The 18,792-nt window shown below is 52.6% G+C and carries 12 protein-coding genes; 9 read left to right on the forward strand and 3 right to left on the reverse strand.

Going from position 1 to position 18,792, the window contains the following annotated elements; translation table 11 throughout:
* Positions 1-7 precede the first annotated feature (7 nt).
* Genes HP555_RS04575 through HP555_RS04585 form a run of 3 tightly spaced genes read right to left on the reverse strand, consistent with a single transcriptional unit; the run spans position 8 to position 3,941 of the window.
* Positions 8-2,566, reverse strand: coding sequence for an ABC transporter permease (locus HP555_RS04575; RefSeq protein ID WP_199264013.1), 2,559 nt, complete (start codon positions 2,564-2,566; stop codon positions 8-10).
* Complete coding sequence (locus tag HP555_RS04580) at positions 2,563-3,246, reverse strand: ABC transporter ATP-binding protein (protein WP_233249242.1); 684 nt, start codon at positions 3,244-3,246, stop codon at positions 2,563-2,565. Before HP555_RS04580 ends, HP555_RS04575 begins: the two co-directional genes overlap by 4 nt.
* Positions 3,243-3,941: an arylesterase gene (locus tag HP555_RS04585; RefSeq protein ID WP_233249243.1), complete on the reverse strand. Its 699-nt coding sequence runs from the start codon at positions 3,939-3,941 to the stop codon at positions 3,243-3,245. The genes HP555_RS04580 and HP555_RS04585 overlap by 4 nt, the downstream gene beginning before the upstream one ends.
* A 128-nt stretch (positions 3,942-4,069) precedes the next feature.
* Between HP555_RS04585 and HP555_RS04590 the strand changes: the two genes are divergently transcribed.
* The 9 genes from HP555_RS04590 to HP555_RS04630 all read left to right on the forward strand — a co-directional run bounded on the left by HP555_RS04590 (position 4,070) and on the right by HP555_RS04630 (position 18,715).
* The gene (locus HP555_RS04590) at positions 4,070-5,044 is read left to right on the forward strand and encodes a metal ABC transporter substrate-binding protein (protein WP_199264014.1); all 975 of its coding nucleotides are present in this window, start codon (positions 4,070-4,072) and stop codon (positions 5,042-5,044) included.
* The gene (locus HP555_RS04595) at positions 5,031-5,846 is read left to right on the forward strand and encodes a metal ABC transporter ATP-binding protein (RefSeq protein ID WP_233249244.1); all 816 of its coding nucleotides are present in this window, start codon (positions 5,031-5,033) and stop codon (positions 5,844-5,846) included. Before HP555_RS04590 ends, HP555_RS04595 begins: the two co-directional genes overlap by 14 nt.
* The gene (locus tag HP555_RS04600; RefSeq protein WP_199264015.1) at positions 5,839-6,705 is read left to right on the forward strand and encodes a metal ABC transporter permease; all 867 of its coding nucleotides are present in this window, start codon (positions 5,839-5,841) and stop codon (positions 6,703-6,705) included. Before HP555_RS04595 ends, HP555_RS04600 begins: the two co-directional genes overlap by 8 nt.
* A gap of 70 nt (positions 6,706-6,775) precedes the next feature.
* A complete protein-coding gene (locus tag HP555_RS04605; protein WP_199264016.1) occupies positions 6,776-8,911 on the forward strand; it encodes an acetate--CoA ligase family protein in 2,136 nt (711 codons plus the stop codon).
* Positions 8,912-9,110: 199 nt separating this feature from the next.
* Positions 9,111-12,005 (forward strand): EAL domain-containing protein, encoded by a 2,895-nt coding sequence (locus tag HP555_RS04610; protein ID WP_199264017.1) that lies wholly within the window; start codon positions 9,111-9,113, stop codon positions 12,003-12,005.
* A gap of 12 nt (positions 12,006-12,017) precedes the next feature.
* Positions 12,018-15,215 carry a hypothetical protein gene (locus HP555_RS04615; protein ID WP_199264018.1) on the forward strand — a complete coding sequence of 1,066 codons (3,198 nt, stop codon included), beginning with the start codon at positions 12,018-12,020 and terminating at the stop codon, positions 15,213-15,215.
* A 539-nt stretch (positions 15,216-15,754) separates the two neighbouring features.
* Positions 15,755-16,027 carry a DUF4492 domain-containing protein gene (locus HP555_RS04620; RefSeq protein WP_199264483.1) on the forward strand — a complete coding sequence of 91 codons (273 nt, stop codon included), beginning with the start codon at positions 15,755-15,757 and terminating at the stop codon, positions 16,025-16,027.
* Positions 16,024-17,562, forward strand: coding sequence for a cytochrome ubiquinol oxidase subunit I (locus HP555_RS04625; protein WP_199264019.1), 1,539 nt, complete (start codon positions 16,024-16,026; stop codon positions 17,560-17,562). The genes HP555_RS04620 and HP555_RS04625 overlap by 4 nt, the downstream gene beginning before the upstream one ends.
* A gap of 1 nt (position 17,563) precedes the next feature.
* A complete protein-coding gene (locus tag HP555_RS04630; RefSeq protein WP_199264020.1) occupies positions 17,564-18,715 on the forward strand; it encodes a cytochrome d ubiquinol oxidase subunit II in 1,152 nt (383 codons plus the stop codon).
* Positions 18,716-18,792 lie beyond the last annotated feature (77 nt).

The following is an 18,792-nucleotide window of genomic DNA, read 5'->3' on the forward strand; positions in this document are numbered from 1 at the left end:
CCCGGTATTATGACAGCAGCAGGACGGGACGCTGTCGTGTCACGGAGTCAGCCGCTGTGACCGCAATGGTTGCACAAAGAGCGACAGCGCTCAAGAGGAGAAGGAGCGCCTGGCCCCACTGTACAGACCACAGATGGTCAAACAACAGCCAGGAGATCGTGTAGGAACAGAGCAGGCTGCAGAAAAAAGCGATCACTGCCGCCGCAGTGGCAAGAGAGCAGAGTTCCAGTGTAAGCAGCAGCCTGATGGTGTTTCGACCGGCGCCCAGAACCCGCATCAGGTTGATTTCCCGTTCGCGCCGCAGTACATCCTGCCCGGTGACGGCAATCACCGCAATCAGCCCTGTGACCATAACGAGTGCAGCCAGGAAGCGAACGGCTCGAGTCAGCTGCTCGGTTATGTGCATTAACCGGGTAACCAGGCCATTGACATCAAGCACTGAGATGTTGGGAAAGCTTATGGCCAGTTGTTTGACCAGGTCAGGCTGCATCGTCTTGTCAACCCGGCTGACTGAAGCCAGAAAGGTTTTAGGGGCATCATCCAGAACTCCGGGTTGCAGCAACATAAAAAAATTCGGTTGAAAACTGGCCCATCGTACCCGGCGCAGATTGACAATCTCGCCTTCCATCTCAATCCCCTGAATATCCACGACTATCCGGTCTCCTCTCTTCACCTGTAAACGTTTACTGAACTCCTTTTCCATTGAGATCGCAAAAGGCTGTTGAGTTGCCATTTGCCAGGGCTCTGCAGGAAGGGGAGCTCCCTCGACGATGGTTTCCGAAGGATCAGGATGCAGACGACTGGAGAAGTTGAATTCTGTTCGTCGCAGGCCCTGTTCACCCTCAAGCCGGTGCTGTTGACGCCAAAGTGAGAAGGGGACATTGTTGATACGGGTAATTCGACCCTGTACCATTGGTGCCGGTGATGACAGTACGCCTTCGTGTTTGTGAAAAAAGTGGATGAGAGGTTGTTTCTGCTCTTCCTGGATATCGATGAGGAAGAGATTGGGCAGTGTCAGGCCTTTTGGGTGGGAGATTTCAGCGGCTAATCCTTTCTCTATCTGTGGGATGATGTTGGTGAGCAGGAGGACGATACCCAGGGCAACAAAAACTGCTGTTGCTGTGCGACGGCGGCGGTACAGGTTGCGCAAGGCTATCCGTGCCAGAAGTGGGCCGGTGGCCGACCAGCGTTGGCAGCAGCGGAAGAAAAAAGAGGCGATCAGGGCAAAGAGGGCAACCAGAAGGAACAGACCAACAACAAAGAGCAGACCGAATGATGGCGTATGGCTGAGAAAAATGGTCAGCAGGAGCAGGAGGGCTATGCCCGGCAACATGGCGATGATGGTCTGTTTTTGAGGGAGAGTCGGTAACGGGAAGGGACTTTCCTGTTCTCGCCATAACAGCAGGGGGTGTATTGTCTGTATGCGCAGAAGTGCGGGTAGGCAAAACAGAATACTGCCGCAGGTGGCGATGAGAAGAGCGAGGGCCATGGTCAGCGGATCCAGGTGCGGTGTCAGTCCTGAGGGAAGAATTCCGGTGAAGAGGCCTGTAAACAGGGGGAGCAGAAGCCAGGCAGCCATAACTGCCCCCAGAACAGCGATCAGGCCAAGCAGGATCAGTTTGCCTGTGGCGAGAAGCAGGCAGTGGGAATGACGTGCTCCCAACGTCAAAAGGATGAACAGCTCTTTGGCACTATGGTCAAGGTGAGTCTGGAAGAGATGGGCTGCGGTTATGGCGGCGAGTGCCAGGGCAACCAGAGAGGTCACGGCAAGGAAGGAGTGGAACTGACTGAACAGGCGCTGCAGAGTGCGGTTGCTGTCCGCCGCTGTAACCACTCTGATGGATGGAGATTGATCGGCCGGGTGCGTAAAAGATTGAGATAATTTTGAAGCTATGGCAGTACTGTTCGTGCCTTCCGGCAGCCGGATAAACGTTGTGTAGCTGATGCGACTGCCGAAACGAACGAGGCCTGTCTGCTCCAGATGTTCCAAACCGAGATACACCTTAGGGGCAAAGTTGAGGGCGGAGAGATCTCCACCAGGTTCATTTTCAAAGAACACGGTCGCAGAAAATGGAGTCTGACCGATGTCCAGCGCATCTCCAGGTGACAGACCGAAGAAACGGGCTGTCTCCCGACTCAGCATGATATGATGCTGTTGTTGCAGGCCGGTGATTGCCTGGTGTGTTCGGGTGTTTTGGTCAGCAAACCGGAAGTGACCGTACAGGGGATAGGCAGCATCAACAGCAATGATCTGGGTCAATCTGGTGCCGTTCTTCCCTTGGATCATCGTATACAATGAGATCTGTCGGGAAAAGTGGCTTTTGTCGTCGGTGATCGATCGGACAGTCTCCAGCTCTTCCGGTGTCAATGGGCGGCTGGATTGAAGGGTCAGATCAGCGGTGAGCATGTCACGGAGGTGGGTGCTGAGGTGACGGTCAACCGAAGCACCAAAAGAACCCACGAGAAGGAAACCGATGAGACTGATGCCGAGGTTGATGATAAAGAGCAGGGTGAATCGTCGGTGACCGAGCAGATCGCGCCAGGCAAGACGAACAAGGGCCATCATTGCAGCACTCCGTGCGTGAGGTGTAGTTGGCGGGAGCAGCGGGCTGCCAGCTCCTGATTGTGGGTGACCACAATCAGGGTCATCTGTTCCTGCTGCACCAGGGTAAACAGCAGATCGGCAACGTCCCTGCCGGTGGTCAGGTCAAGGTTACCTGTGGGCTCATCCGCCAGGAGCAGTAACGGTTTAACAGCAAGAGCCCGGGCGATGGCCACTCGCTGGCATTCACCACCGCTGAGCTGGCCGGGCAGATGCTCGCTGCGGGCGGTAAGTCCAACGCGCGCAAGTAAAGAGTGCCGGATGTCGGGAGAGCAGGAGCGGCCTTGTAGTTCAAGCGGCAGGCAGATGTTCTCTCCGGCTGTCAGGTGCGGAAGAAGATGGAACTGCTGAAAAACGATGCCGAGATGGGTGGTGCGAAATCGGTGCAGGCTCCTTGCGTCCATATCGGTCAGCACGGCATTGTTGATGACGATACGGCCGTGATCAGCACTGTCCAGCCCGGCAAGCAGCGTCAGAAGAGTTGATTTACCGCTGCCGGAATGACCGGTAATCGCCAGGGTGGAACCGGCTTCAAGGGAAAAGGTAACCCCGTTGAGGACATTGATCCGACCAGACTCCGGAAGCAGGTAGGACTTGTGCAGATTCTCCACCTCAATAAATCGTGTCGTTGTGGTCATGTTCATGGCCCGTTGCTGCCAACGGGCGGGAGTTGTTGCAGGTGCTGTCTGAGTGTGGGATAGACATGACGGGCGATTATCCGGTGGCCTTCAACATTGGGATGGATTCCGTCTACCTGGTTGAGCGAGGGAACACCACCGACTCCTTCGAGCAGAAAGGGGATGAAGTCCAGTTGATAGCGAGTAGCCAGCTCCCGATACATTCGACGAAAATCATCGGTGTACTGCTTCCCGTAGTTGGGCGGCAGTTCCATGCCGGCAAGCAGTATGCTCATTTCTTGTGCTTGGGCGGCAGCAATAGCAGCGGCCAGGTTGTGTTGTGTCTCTTCGATGTTGACCCCCCGCAAGCCGTCGTTAGCCCCCAAGGCCAGAAAGAGCACCGTTGGTTTGATCTTGGCGTACCACTGCAGCCGCGACAGGGCGCTTGCCGAGGTTGAGCCGCTGATACCGGCGTTAACGATGCGGAAGTCGGTTATACCGTCTTTTTGTAACATTTCGCCGAGGAGATGAGGGTAGGCCTCATCCGTTTCCACGCCGAGTCCGGCGGTGAGGGAATCGCCAAGAAAGAGAATAACCTGCTCAGCGAGTACGGCACAGGGTGAAAAGCACACCAAAAGGAGTGCTGCAAGAGACCAGCGGAGAATCAGTGGCATGATATCAGGATATGGAGTCTGGGGCTGTGTTGTTTTTCTGTCGGGCATGCTTGTCTCTTTATAGTCACGACTCCGTTGTGATGCAAAAGGTTTTGTAAATCCGATTGACGAGCACCATGACAGCGATATAATGTTATCTATTTGTTTGGATACACTTAAGTAAACGACCACAAGATATGAAATATACTGCAACTGTACTGTGTTTTGTCGGGATTCTGTTCCTGCTGCTGTCGCCTGTTGTGACACAATCTGCGGAAAAGCGACTGACTGTCCTGACAACGACGTTTCCCCTGTATCAGTTCACACGCAATATCACCAGGGGTGTTGCCGGCGTTACGGTCGAATTGATGATTCCAGCCCAGACCGGATGTCCCCATGACTATTTTTTAACTCCCCAGGATATGCGTAAGTTGAGCCGGGCTGATGTACTGGTTGTCAACGGTCTCGGCCTGGAAGACTTTCTCAGCGGGCCGATACAAAAGGCCGGTCCCGGATTGAGGGTGATCGACAGTTCCGCGGGAATAGAGGAGGTCATATCCTATAAAGAGACGGATTTTGATGCTTCCGACAAGCATGACCACCATCCCGAAGGCAGAGAGCAGCAGTTTGAGCAACATGCGCTCAATCATACTCTTAATCCACATCTTTTTGCCAGTCCCCGAATGGCTGCCCTTCTGGTCAATAACATCGGCCGGGCCATGGCTCGCCTTGATTCCTCTCATGCTGCTCAATATGCTGCCAACACCAGACAGTACGGCCGGCAGCTCGGTGAGCTGGACCGGGCCTTTGCTGACCTGGGAAAACGACTGAAGAACAACCGGATTGTCACCCAGCACGGTGTTTTTGATTATCTTGCCCGGGACATGGGGCTGCAGGTCGTGGCGGTTGTTCAGGCGCATGCCGGTCAGCAGCCGTCAGCAGCCGAAATACTGCATATCACCCGGATCATAAAAAATCGTCATGCTGGTGCGGTCTTCACGGAACCCCAGTATCCGGAGGCCGTCGGGGCAGCCATTGCCAGGGAGACAGCTCTTCCCGTTGCCCGGCTGGACCCTGTGGCAAGCGGTCCCCAGCAGGCACCACTGGACTATTACGAGCAGGTTATGCAGCAGAACTATCTTACTCTGGAGCAGACTCTTGGCAGCAACTGAAGATCTCCTGATTGCTCCTTCTGTTGAGGCTGCGGTCCGGTTTGAAGGGGTCACCGTTGAACGTGGTGGTGTTCTGATACTGGACCAGGTGAGTGCTACTGTCCCGAAAGGGAGTTGTACGGCGATCATCGGTCCAAACGGCTCCGGTAAAACCACCCTGCTGCTCGCACTGCTGGGAGAAATTGATTATCAGGGGCACATTATCGTCAGGTGCAACGAATCTACACCTCGAATCGGTTACGTTCCCCAGCGGTTACATTTTGATCGGGGCATGCCGTTGACGGTCAGCGAATTTCTGGCCATGGGGTTTCAGAAGCATCCGCTTTGGTTTGGTGTTGCCGGTGTTTTTCGACAGCAGGCCCGGGAAAGGTTGGCCCAGGTCAAGGCTGAGCATGTACTGGATCGCCAGATTGGTGCGCTCTCCGGTGGTGAGTTGCAACGTGTGCTTCTGGCTTTGGCGCTCCAGCAGGAACCTGATCTGCTGGTTCTTGACGAACCCTCCGCAGGAGTCGATTTTCAGGGTGAGCTGGTTTTTTGTGAAGTGCTTGATGACCTGCGCCGACAAAAAGGATTTACTCTGCTGATGGTGAGTCATGACCTGGCGACCGTTACCCACCATGCAACCCATGTGATCTGTCTGAATCGCAGGGTCGCGGCGGAAGGTCCACCGCGGCACACGCTGACCAATGAAAATCTTACCGCAATTTTCGGGATGCACATGGGACTGGTAAATTCCCGCTCCATGCCTGATGACCGGGCGCAATGTTCCGCACCCTGCTGTCAGGAGCATGTTGATGCCTGATTTAACCGCACTGTATGGTGTGCTGGCCCTGCTCTTTCCCTGTGAGGCCATGCAGGCGCGGTTCATGCAGCAGGCTTTGCTGGGCCTGTTGCTGTTAACACCGATGACAGCGGTCATGGGTATTCTTGTGGTTAACTTTCGCATGTCCTTTTTTGCGGATGCCATCAGCCACTCGGCTTTTGCCGGTGTTGCCCTGGGCCTGATCTTCTCGCTGAATCCTGATTGGACCATGCCTGTTTTCGGCCTGATGGTCGGGTTGGGCATTATGTGTATGCAGCGGCACTCCACCTTATCTTCGGACACGGTCATCGGGGTGTTTTTTTCCGCTGTGGTTGCCTTTGGTCTGGCCATTGTCAGTCGCGACAGCTCCCTGGCCCGTGACCTGCAAAGGTTTCTGTACGGTGATATTCTGACCATCAGTGATCTGCAGCTCTGCGCTCTTTTCGGCCTGTTCGTTGTTGTGCTATGTTTTCAGGTGATCAGTTATAATCACCTGCTTTATATCGGACTGAATCCCACCCTGGCCCAGGCCCACCGTGTTCGTGTTGCGATCCATCAGTATCTTTTCACCGGTCTGCTGGCACTGATCGTCATGTTTGCCGTCCAGGCGGTCGGCGTTTTGCTGGTAACCGCTCTTCTGATTGTGCCGGCAGCCGCAGCCCGCAACTTTGCCCGGTCGGCGGGTGGGATGTTCTGGTGGTCACAGCTCATCAGCCTCAGTTCGGCGATTGCAGGTCTTCTTATCTCTGCACAGGACTGGGCGCGTACCGCTACCGGGGCTACGATCATCTTGTTTGCCTGTCTTTGGTTTATCTGCAGTCTTGGAGTCAGCTCTCTTCGAAAAACCCAACGGTTTTGATGGTGCTCCAGCAGGAGGTCAGCTGTATTTCCGCACGTCTGTTCTCCCTTCATCGTGTTCTCTTGTGTTTATGGATATCTTTTTTGCTCCGGCTTCTCTGGCTGTTTACGGAATTTCATCAAAGAACCACAACGTTGCCCGCATAATCGTTGAAAACTGCCGGCGCTGGGGCTATCGCGGTCAGGTCTTCGGCGTTAATCCCACCACGCAGGAAAGAAGCGTCAACGGTGTCCGGGTCGTTCGTAGTGCCGCGGAATTGCCGGTTGTCCCTGAATTGGCGGTTTTACTTGTGCCGGCACGATATGTGGCAGAGGCGATGGAGGACTGCGCCCGGGCAGGGATCAGGCGGTTGGCGATTCAGACGGGTGGTTTTAATGAATCAGATCAGGAAGGCAAAGCGCATGCCCGCCGGATAATACAGATCGCCAGGGACAATGCCCTTCGGTTTGTTGGGCCCAACAGCCTGGCTCTGGCTGATACCGGCAGTGGACTTTGTCTGCCCTTTGTCCCGTCCTATCCGGTACGGCAGGGTGGTTTTTCACTTGTCACCCAAAGCGGCGGGCTTGGAATTTTTCTGTGGAACCTGCTGAACAGTGAGCAGGTGGGCATGGCGAAGTTCAGCAGTATCGGCAACAAGCTGGATCTGGATGAATGTGATTTTCTTGAATACCTCGGTTCTGATCCTGCAACCACGGTCATCGGTCTCTACCTTGAGAGCGTCAACAGAGGAAGACAGCTTCTTGCCTTGGCCGAGCAGATGGATAAACCCGTGATTGTGTATAAGGCCAATGTGACGCAAGCCGGCGGTCGTGCCGCCATGAGCCATACCGCATCGTTAAGCAATGATGATGCAGTCCTGGATGCGGCATTCGAGCGGGCAGGCATTATCCGTATCCGTCACCTCCATGATTTTATCACCACGGCCAAGGCCTTTAACCTGCCGCCGATGCGGGGAAAGCGGATCATGGTCATGACTCCGGCAGGTGGCCTGGGGGTAGCGATGGCTGATCTTTGCGAACAGCATGCCTTCAGTTTTGCTGATCCCGGGCCGGATTTTTATGCAGAGCTGGCAGGGATCTCCAATGCAGGGGTCATTGACCTGAACAACCCGCTTGATATGGGAGATCTCTACCAGGTTGACAGGTATTCTTCGATCTTCAGCCATGTCCTTGCCAGCGACAGTGTTGACGGTGCGGTTTTTGCCAGTCAGCAGCCGCATATGCCGCCCGGCGGTACCGATGTATTCACAGCCATGTTCAACACAGATCTGACACTGGGGATTGCCGGTGCCATCCGTTCATCCGGCAAGCCCCTGGCTTTGGCACTGTATGGTGACGATACCCGGCTGCGTGCAATCAAACAGCAGACGACTGTCCCGGTATTCAACGGTCCTGAGGAGGCTGTCGGCGCCCTCTACCGGCAGATGCGGTTTTACGGTCACAAAACAGCCGGAGTGTTTGTCCCTGATCCCGATCTTCGGGGCCTGCAGCCTGAGTCGGCACAGATGTGGCTGCATGAGCATTGCGGGGTTGTCGGAGAAGAGGCTCTGCAACTTCTCGGCGACTACGGTATTCCCATCTTACCGGCAACCATTGCGACAACTCCGGAAGAGGCTGTCCGCGTTGCTGTTCGTCTTGGTTTTCCGGTTGTCCTCAAGGTGGTATCACCTCAGGTTGTTCATAAAACCGAGGTCAATGGCGTCCTTATCAATGTGGCGGATGAGGATGGTGTTGTCAATGGCTTTGCCGACATCCGGGAACATCTACTTCTGCATCGTCCTGAGGCGCGATTTGATGGGGTACGGGTGACAGCAATGGCTCCGTCCGGGCACGATCTGTTTATCGGCGGATTACAGGACCCTTCCTTCGGGCCTATAGTGATGTTTGGTGACGGTGGTATTCTGGTTGAGCTGTACCAGGATGTTGAGCGAGTACTCTGTCCAACATCACTGGAGGAGGTCAGGAGAAAAATAGATAGACTTAAAGTTGCGAAAATATTTGCCGGCATACGGGGCCGACAACCATTTGATCCGGCACCCTTTGCCCAGAGCATTCTGACTCTCTCGCATGTACTGGTCAATCATCCGGAAATCCGTGAAATAGATGTCAACCCGATCCGTCTCACTGCTTCAGGCGGAGTGTATGCCCTGGATGCACGTTTATACATCGCAGACCAGCTGCAAAGCTTCCAGCATGAGGAGCAGTGATGTGTGCACGGCTGTCCTGCTTTCGGCAGACAGGTCTTGCATTTTGTTTTTCCATGATCAGGCCGGCAGATTTTTTTTGTCTTACCCCGGGTGGATGCGCTACACTATTTTGCAGTTATGAGGGTTTGACTTTGAGTTTGTGCTGCGCAGTATCCCCTGGTTCACTGTTTACATTCTTGTCAGATGAGATGTCCGCACTATGGAATTGATGTCAGGGATTGATCGCTTCATGGGAAGAAGACAGTGGTCTGTCCGGCAAAAGCTGCTGTTTGGCAACCTGTTTGTTGTTGGCAGCCTGTTCGTTCTCTGCACAGTTATCCTGTATCTGAGTCTGAGACAGTGGCAGCGGACCATTGAGCAGGATCTGGAAGCAGCGGGAGCGAGCGTTGCAGAGTCCGTCGAAACGGCATTAAACGAAGCCGTTCGCCGGTATATGTCTGACCTGATGGAGAAAACTTTGCATCAGGCGACCCGGACTCTGGCACAGGACAAAAAGGATAATCCAGTGATAGCTGCAGCCGGTAAACAGTTGCTTGGCAAGGACTTTGAGACACGTCACATCGGCAGAACCGGTTACCTGATGGGATTTGACAGCAAGGGGATCGTGCAGTTTCATCCTGATGAAACCTTTGTGGGTAAACATATTTTAAAAGAACAGACGTACCGGGAGTTCTGGCCGTTGTTCAAACAGCAGATGGGAGAAAAACAGCAACAGGTTGTCAGCCATCAGCAGCCTGAAAACAGTCGGCAGGGACGGTCCAGAAGGCTTGTTCTCTCCTATTTCGAACCCTGTGATTGGATTGTTGTCGGGATCTGGTATCCGGAAGAAATTGTACGATTCATCGATTTTCTTTCTCTGAAGCAGTGGATGGGTAATGTTCGTTACGGACGATCCGGTGTTGCCTTTTTACTCGATACGCAAGGCAAGGTGCTGTTGCACCCTGTCTTAAAGGAACAGGCAGCCGCAGTTTTGACTGCACACATTGCGGCTCTTCCCGGCTGGAGGTCCTTGGGAAAGACACAGACTGTCTGTGTGCAATGGCAGGAACCGCCGGAGCAGGCTGATCTGAAACAGTTTCTCTATTTAGGCCGTCTGCCGCGTTACGACATGATTGTCGGTATCACCACAGAGGCGAGATCTGTTTTTGCCGATTTCAAGACAGTTCGTCTGGTGACGATTATACTCCTGGTGACCGGCGCAGCCTGTGCGATAACGGGTACGGTTATGCTGAATACCAGGATTGCCGCACCGCTATGGCGGGTGTTGCAACGGGTGTCTCCATCCGGATATGATCCGGACGGGGGCGACGGTAACGAGATCAGTGCCCTTAGCCGCGCACTGACCGAGCTGGAAAGGTGTGCACTGCAATCTAAGCAGGGAAAAGAAAAACTCACTGTCGAGACGCAGCGACGGAAGAGCGCCGAGGCCTTCCTGCAAATATATAAACGCATTTTTGACAGTGCCGGCGAAGGCATGATGATTACTGATGGTACCGGTCGAATTTTGGCGGTCAATGAGTCTTTTACGAACATTACCGGGTATCAGCAGGCGGAAGTCATCAGCCGAAACCCCAGAAGTCTTCAGTCCGGACAGCATGGTGCTGAGTTTTATGAACAGATGTGGCAATCGCTTGACGAAAAGGGGGTGTGGGAAGGGGAGATCTGGAACCGGAAAAAGGATGGCACCATCTACCCGCAATGGCTGACAATCAACAGATTGCAGAGCGGTGATATCGGGACTATCCATTATTTTGCCTCGTTTTACGAGATCGGCGAACTGAAAAAACGGGAAAAGCAGATCGCCTTCATGGCAAACTATGACATCTTGACCAGGTTGCCGAACCGGTTGTATTTTGAACAAAAACTGACGAGGAGCCTTGCCCGGGTCAGGCGTGACGGCGGCAAGTTAGCCCTTCTGTATATTGACCTGGATAATTTTAAAAATATAAACGACGTCTTTGGCCACAGTCACGGTGACGATCTGCTGCAGCAGGCCAGCCAACGCTTCTCTTCTCTTTTGGACGGCAACGATGTACTCTGCCGTATCGGCGGCGATGAATTCATCCTGCTTCTGGAGCGGGTGGAGAACGACTCACTGATCTTTTTAACGGCCAGCCGGATATCTGCCGTGTTAAAGGAGCCGTTCATTCTTGATTTTAAAAAGATGTATATCAACGCCAGTATCGGCATCGCTGTGTATCCCGGTGACGGAGAAATTGCCCAGGATCTGATCAGAAGTGCCGACATGGCCATGTATCAGGCCAAACGGGAAGGAAAAAATCGTTATGCCCGGTTCAGCAAGGATATGCATAATGAGTTATATGAAAAGCTCCGGATGGAAACCGGAATACGGTACGGGCTTCTCAACCGGGAGTTTGTCGTCCACTATCAGCCGAAGGTCAAGATTGCCACCCGGCGCACTTCATCGCTGGAAGCCCTGGTTCGTTGGCAGAAAGCCGGGAAAATGATCAGCCCCGGTGCCTTTATCCCGATTGCTGAAGAGTCAAATCTGATCGATGAGATCTGTTTATTTGTCCTGCAGGAAACCTGCGCCTTTTACACCACTATGCAGCAGCAGGGTGTGGCCGTTCCTGTCAGCGTCAACATCTCTCCACGGCAGTTTCATAACCTTGATTTTGTCGACATTGTTGAGGACCTTATCCGACGATTTCAGATTGATCCCCGGTATCTGGAATTTGAAATTACGGAAACAACAGCAATGCATGATGTTGCCTATACGCTCAAGATCATGCATCGTCTGCGTGATCTGGGCATTTACTTTTCAATCGATGATTTTGGTACAGGATATTCTTCGCTTGGCTCTCTGAGCAAAATGCCGGTGAATACCCTGAAGATTGATAAGCAGTTTATTGATGATCTTGAGACGAACAGCGGTATTATCTCCACCATCATTGCGATCAGTCAGCAGATGCGTCTGAATGTTGTTGCTGAGGGAGTGGAGACTGAAGAACAGCTGCTCCGGCTCGATGCCATGGGCTGCCATGAGGTTCAGGGGTACTATTTTTCCCGGCCCATGCCCAGTAACAGCATCCTCGAATATCTGCTTGCCGAACGAAACCGTCCCGCCCAGTGAGAGACATAAGCCGTGCAGCAAACAGCCTCTTCTCTGTTTTTTGATAGCGATGATTACAAGTTGCTCGATATTGTCAACGACGTCCTCAAACGTGATTTTCGGGTACAGTATGCCGACTCGTTGATGACTCCCTACATGCATCCCCGCGGTATCAAGGAGATGGCAGCTCCCAGCGGCTTGCGAATCGCTTACGCCATTGTCAGTCTGCTGGGCTCTCTTGAAACAGGCAAGGCCAATGATCGGATTACGGCTTTGCGTATCCTGCGTGACGAAGTTTTCAGTTCCGCCACCTCCTATTACCATAAAAACACTGCCCGCGTCCTGATGCAGATCATGAAGGAGCTGGTCCGCAGTCAGGACGATCCTCTGCGGCAGTTGGAGCTGGCCCACGATTTTCATAGGGTGTACACAGGCAAGCCCTTGCGGGTGCGTGAAGAGCTGGCAAAATACCATCTTCTGGAGATGCCTGAAGACTGGAACCAGTTTGCCTTTGATGACCGCGTCCATGATGCGAATACCAAGGGGCGCAAGTCACCGACCCATCTGTTGATGGACGCATGGATCAAAGGTATCCGAAGACTGACGGTCGTGTACTACAACCATGTGGATGAGGAGGTGGTGGAAGAGTTACTGGAAGCCGCTGCCATCCTTGATATCCATGTCCGTATCGGTATTGAGTTTTCCGCGAGGTTTCGTAACAAGTTCGTGCGGTTTCTCTGGGAACTCGAGGGTTTTTTTGATCGTCAGAGTGTGCTGCAGTTTCTCCGTGAAGGCCCGGTTCAGGAGTTAATGACCTTGGGACGGGATGTGTCCTGCTATCAGCAGCGCTATGTGTTTGAGGTGCTCGCCGCCTTTAACAGGACGCATCGACCGGCACTTGATCAGGAGCTGGAGACAGAGAGCCAACCTCTGGATGAGGCAGCTTTTCTCCATTTTGTCGGGGCTGGCCAGCCGTCCTTATTGCATCTCACCAGATATATCTACCGGACGTATGCCGACCTGCTCAGGGAGGAGATGCAACGGGCTCAGGACGATATCTCCACTGCGGATCGCCGGCAGCGTGAGGAAGCCTTGCAGGCCTATACCCGTAAAATGGCGAAGTTGAGCCAGCAGGACAGTATCGCCCGGTTGCTGCAGCCTTCGAACAACCCGGAGCTTCGAAATCCGGCGGTCCCGTATGATGACAGTATGCCGGCATTACTCTATCTGACACCTCCCGAGTTGCTCACCCGCCTTGCCTCCATGCACTCAAGTTCACGTTTCACGTTGAATTTAAGTAACTGCACAGTACAGGACGCACTGGAGTTACTGTACGACTGCCAGGGGAAAATAACGCATGTCGAGGTGTTCAATCTCAAGGATTCGGTTTACGGCATGACGGCGCTTGCCTCAATACGAGATAGTGGTTTCTCGGGTGAGGCTGTGGATATTGTCAGTCCGGAACGAAATTACAGGTTGATCTACGAACTGCAAAAAGCACTCAACGAAGACAATGTCATTGCTCTTAAGCGTGTGATCCGTACCATTATCTGGAATTATGAACAGGCTCGCCTGGCAGTGGAAAAGCGATGTGAAGAGCTGGACGGGCAATCGGACGAGACAGCACTCTCTGCCAGGATCCGGGAAGAACTGACCGATATGAACGAGCGCAAGGATGCTTTGCTTGCCATTCTGTTTGATATCGCCTCCTTTCACAGCCTGTACGGCAAACGTTATCTTGGTTCCCGCATCGGGTCAGGCTCCACCGGTCAAACCAGATTGCACCATGGTATGGGGTTGATCGTGCTTGACACGCTCCCAAAGCGAGCATTGCGGCAGGTTGTTCAAAAACATACCCAGGGAACACCCAAGCTCCTGCCGGTCAGTGCCGGGATGATTCACCATTATCATCTTCGCTGTAACCCGAAAAAGACGTTTCCCTGGTACAGGCGATTGGTTGGAGCCGAACAGCAAAGCTATCGAAACGGGGAGCATCGGTGGGACACCTGGAGTCTGGATCGGTTTGAGGTGCATCCCGGATTTGACGGCAATGTTGCCACCCTTGGCGGAATTCGTTCTGAGACGGTTGCTGATACCCGGTTGCCTGCAAAAAGAACATTCAACCGTAAAGGGCCGTCACATCGTTATCTGAACACCCACCTCTGTAATGTCCTGAAGATTACTGTTGGTTTCATCCCCGCCTTTTTAACATTCTTCCTGATTCAAGACTGGTGGGTGCTTGCCTACCTTGGTGCTTTTATCTGGTTTGGTATCACCGGCACCCGGAATATCATCCAGTCTATTTTAGGTGGAGGCGGTCTGAGACGCTCGCCGCTGTTACCATGGGATTCTCTGGTCAGCTGGAGTCGTGTTGCCGACTCGTTGTTTTTTACAGGCTTTTCAGTCCCTCTGCTTGATTACCTGGTCAAAACCGTGCTGTTGCAGCAGGCTTTAGGTATCACGACCACCACCAATCCGGTGGCGTTGTACTCGATAATAGCACTTGCCAATGGTGTCTATATTTCAGCGCATAATGTTCTCCGCGGTTTACCGCGCAGTGCCATCATCGGTAATTTTTTCCGGTCAGTCCTGTCGATTCCCCTTGCTCTTCTCTTCAATTTCGGCCTGGCATCGGTTCTCCATTTGGCCATGATTCCCGGTGTCGAGGAGGGCCTGCAGAAGTGGGCCGCTATTATCTCTAAACTGGCCTCTGACTGTGTGGCCGCTGTGATCGAAGGGTTTGCCGATCGGGAGAACAACGTCCGGATTCGTCTGGCTGACTACCATAACAAGCTTTCGCAGTTGTTTTCCGCCTATGCCCGGCTGGATGTTCTGTTTCCGGATGCGGATGCCCTCGATTTACTCCAGTCGCCGAAATCACTGATCTCTGCCATACAAAAAGAAGCAGGTGACCTGACAAACGTGTTCATGGTCAATGCGCTGGACCTGATGTATATCTGGTTGCACCAACCCAGGGCGCGTAAGGCGTTGCAGCAGATCGTTGTCACGATGTCTGCGGAGGAGTGGCTGATTTTTTACCGTTCGCAATTAATTCTCCAGCGACACCGGGAGATCAGCCAGGTTATTGTTGACGGTCTGTTCGGTCGGAATTTTGCTAAAACCCTTGCCTTTTACCTTGACCGTTCGGATGTCTATCTCAAGGATATGCTTGAGCTGGGTGTGTTTCGTGAAAAGTATCTTCGTAAACACCGAACAGTTGCCATGGCCTGATCCGGCTCTCTCTTCTACGGTTCAGCAAACGCCGACCGTTCCTCGTTAAAAAAGCTGTCAGTCGTGTCCGGCCGATTCTGCAGGTGAGGAAATCGTGTTGACAGTACACGGCGGATTGGGTAATCGGGAATAAAAAGAACGAGTCCCTGCTCAACAGCGATTGGCTGCAAAACTGTCCCGCTGACTGCTCAATCAACCTCTGGTTCTCTTGACTGTCAGGAATACCGGCTCTGAATGGTTGACAGAAAATCTTGGGAAGGTCATTATCCTGAGATATACCTGCTTAGATTTCCGGGGCTCTGCTCTGGATGAGCATGTTGAGGTTTGACCGAAGGTGTAAGGCAGGCATGTTTTGAGCAGAGATTTGATTTTCTTCCGGCCTGTGCAGGGAAAGAAGAACGGTAATTGCCGCCTGCTGAACAACCATGCACCATATTGGTTCTGAGCCGTTAAGCACGAAACATGTGCAGTCAGTCCGTACCGAAGTCCACACATACCGAAGGACCTGTAACAACCAGCAACCTACCAGCCATCCGGCAATGACCCAATCCTCACCACCCCGATTCCGGTTTTTATATCGTATCTATCGTTTTTATCGAGATGGGTTTAGCGAGATGACTGTTGGCTATACTCTCTGGAAAATTATTTTTCTCAAACTGTTTATATTATTTGCAGTTTTTAAAGTTTTTTTCTTTCCTGATTTTCTGGCGGTCAACTTTGCAACTGATGCGCAGCGAGCGGATCATGTGCTTGAACAGTTGACCCGGGAAGTTCTTGGCAGCACTAACCTTGGTAAAGGAGAGGCACCATGATTGAAAATCTCGACCTGGGAATGGTCAACTGGGCACGGGCACAGTTTGCTCTGACCGCAATGTATCATTGGCTCTTTGTCCCGCTGACCCTGGGGCTCAGCTGGATCATTGCGTTTTATCACACCATCTATGTAAAAACCGGCAGCGAAGACTGGAAGCGACTGACCAGATTCTGGATGAAGCTGTTTGGTATCAACTTCGCCATTGGTGTGGCTACCGGCATTATTTTAGAGTTTGAGTTCGGGACAAACTGGTCGAACTATTCCTGGATGGTTGGTGACATCTTCGGTGCACCGCTGGCCCTTGAGGGGATCTTTGCTTTTTTCCTTGAGGCCACCTTTTTTGCAGTGATGTTTTTCGGCTGGAATCGTGTTTCCAAAGGATTTCACCTCTTTTCCACATGGATGGTGGCGCTCGGGTCCAGTCTTTCCGCAGTGTGGATTCTGGTTGCCAATGCATGGATGCAGTATCCGATCGGGCAGGCATTCAATCCGGATACGGCCCGCTTCGAGATGCAGAACTTCTTTGAGGTCGCTTTTTCCCCCTATGCGGTGAATAAATTTACACATGCCACCAGCTCTTCCATGATCGTCGGGGCGCTGTTCGTGGTTTCGATTTCATCCTGGTATCTGCTGCGTGGCCGCCATGTCCTCATGGCCAGACGTTCGATTATGGTTGCCGCCACCTTGGGGCTTCTTGCCTCAATTTTTACAATATTCAACGGTGACGAGTCGGCGTATGAGATCGCACAGGTACAGCCGATGAAGCTGGCCGCTTTTGAGGGCCTGTATGAAGGTGAGACAAACGCCGGTGTTGTGGCAATCGGTCTCATCAACACGGCAAAAAAGGTGTATGATAACCAGGATCCTTTCATCGGTTTTAATCTCCATATTCCCGGTATTCTGTCCTTGATGGCAAATCGATCGTTTAATTCGTACGTGCCGGGGATGAAAGATCTGGTCTATGGCAACACTGAGCATAATATCCTTGGTACGGCGCAGAAGATGGAGCTCGGTAAACAGGCTGTGGCCAGTCTTGATGCCTACAAACAGGCCAGGAAAGCAGACGATACGGCTGCAGCAGAGGTGCACCTGGCGGCATTCAACGAGAACAAGGAGTTTTTGGGGTACGGGTATCTGAAAAAACCCGAAGAAGCCGTGCCTCCAGTGGCCCTTTCTTTTAATGCTTTTCATATCATGGTCGGGCTCGGAACTCTTTTCCCCCTGCTTTTTATTGGTTTTCTCTACTACTCTTTTAAGAAGACGCTGGCTGAGAAGAAATGGCTGCTTGGTCTGGGGACCATCACCTACATCCTCGGACTGATTGCTTCCCAGTCCGGATGGGTTGTGGCAGAGGTGGGACGTCAGCCCTGGGCGATTCAGGGGCTCTTGCCTGTTACTGTGGCCCGAACCAACCTGAGCGTCGGCACTGTACAGACCACCTTTGCTATGTTCCTGGTTCTTTTTACCCTGCTGCTCGTAGCAGAGATCGCCATCATGGTCAAACAGGTCAACATCGGACCGGAGGAGGATTGATATGATCGAGCAACTTGAATATTCGACTTTACAGCATCTTTGGTGGCTACTCTGTTCTGTTACCGGTGCCCTGTTTCTTTTTCTGACCTTTGTTCAGGGGGGACAGAGTCTGCTGTGGCAGGTTGCAAAAAACCAGACTGAAAAAGATCTGATCATCAACTCTTTGGGACGAAAGTGGGAGTTGACCTTTACAACGCTGGTCGTTTTCGGCGGCTGCCTGTTTGCCTCGTTCCCAAAATTTTATTCCACATCTTTCGGTGGTGCCTACTGGGTGTGGATTCTGATTCTTTTCACCTTCATCATCCAGGCGGTCAGCTACGAATTCAGAAGAAAACGGTGGAACATCTACGGTAGCCTGACCTATGAAGGATTTCTCTTCATAAACGGAACAGCCAGCCTGCTCCTGATCGGTGCGGCTGTCGGCACTTTTTATACCGGTGCAAACTTTACACTGGATTCCAATAACTTCGTTACCTGGACCCATCCGCTGCGTGGTCTTGAGGCTGCTCTCAGCCTTTCAGTTGCCTCGGTGTTCAACATCGCCCTGGGCCTGTTTCTGGTCTTCAATGCCCGCACCCTGGGAGCAATGTACCTGGTGAATAATCTGGAGCTTGGCGAGGTGCCGGAAATGGAAGGTCGGTTGCGCAGGGCGAGTTTGCAGAACTTTTCGGTCGCGCTGGCTCTCTGCCTTCTTATTGTTGTTTCTCTTCTGTTTATGCGTGGGTACGGCATTGTTGATGCCAAGGGTACGATTGAGATCGTGAGTTTTAAGTTCCTGCGTAATCTACTGGCCAATCCATGGTTACTGGTGATGTTAGTGGCAGGATTGGGTCTGTTGATTGTCGGTGTTTGGAAAACCGCTAAAACGCAGCAAACCGGTGGCATATGGTATGGTGGCCTGGGAACCGTATTGATCGGCCTGACGGTTCTGCTCCTGCCGGCCTATAACAACACCTCCTTTTATCCGTCGAAGGTTGACCTGCAATCCAGTCTGACGATATACAATGCCTCGTCCAGCCCGTATACGCTGAAGGTGATGACCTACGTTGCCTTGGCAATCCCTTTTGTGCTTGGGTACATTATCTACGTTTGGTGGCTTTTGAATCGCGAAAAGGTGAAGATCGAGGATATCAGTGACCATGCTGCCTATTAAATGGTATTCTCTGCTGTTGTAGAAAATCTACGAGAGGTTTGACCAATCTGTTTGCCTGTTCAGGAGGTATGGCATGA

Origin of the sequence: Desulfobulbus oligotrophicus (assembly GCF_016446285.1) — a bacterium.
Lineage (GTDB): Bacteria > Desulfobacterota > Desulfobulbia > Desulfobulbales > Desulfobulbaceae > Desulfobulbus > Desulfobulbus oligotrophicus.

Bases quoted from the DNA above. Each gene is read 5' to 3' on its own strand.
- HP555_RS04590 (WP_199264014.1), top strand. From the start codon at position 4,070: ATGAAATATACTGCAACTGTACTGTGTTTTGTCGGGATTCTGTTCCTG.
- HP555_RS04630 (WP_199264020.1), top strand. From the start codon at position 17,564: ATGATCGAGCAACTTGAATATTCGACTTTACAGCATCTTTGGTGGCTA.
- HP555_RS04620 (WP_199264483.1), top strand. From the start codon at position 15,755: ATGACCCAATCCTCACCACCCCGATTCCGGTTTTTATATCGTATCTAT.
- HP555_RS04585 (WP_233249243.1), bottom strand. From the start codon at position 3,941: ATGCCCGACAGAAAAACAACACAGCCCCAGACTCCATATCCTGATATC.
- HP555_RS04605 (WP_199264016.1), top strand. From the start codon at position 6,776: ATGGATATCTTTTTTGCTCCGGCTTCTCTGGCTGTTTACGGAATTTCA.
- HP555_RS04610 (WP_199264017.1), top strand. From the start codon at position 9,111: ATGGAATTGATGTCAGGGATTGATCGCTTCATGGGAAGAAGACAGTGG.
- HP555_RS04625 (WP_199264019.1), top strand. From the start codon at position 16,024: ATGATTGAAAATCTCGACCTGGGAATGGTCAACTGGGCACGGGCACAG.
- HP555_RS04600 (WP_199264015.1), top strand. From the start codon at position 5,839: ATGCCTGATTTAACCGCACTGTATGGTGTGCTGGCCCTGCTCTTTCCC.
- HP555_RS04575 (WP_199264013.1), bottom strand. From the start codon at position 2,566: ATGATGGCCCTTGTTCGTCTTGCCTGGCGCGATCTGCTCGGTCACCGA.
- HP555_RS04580 (WP_233249242.1), bottom strand. From the start codon at position 3,246: ATGAACATGACCACAACGACACGATTTATTGAGGTGGAGAATCTGCAC.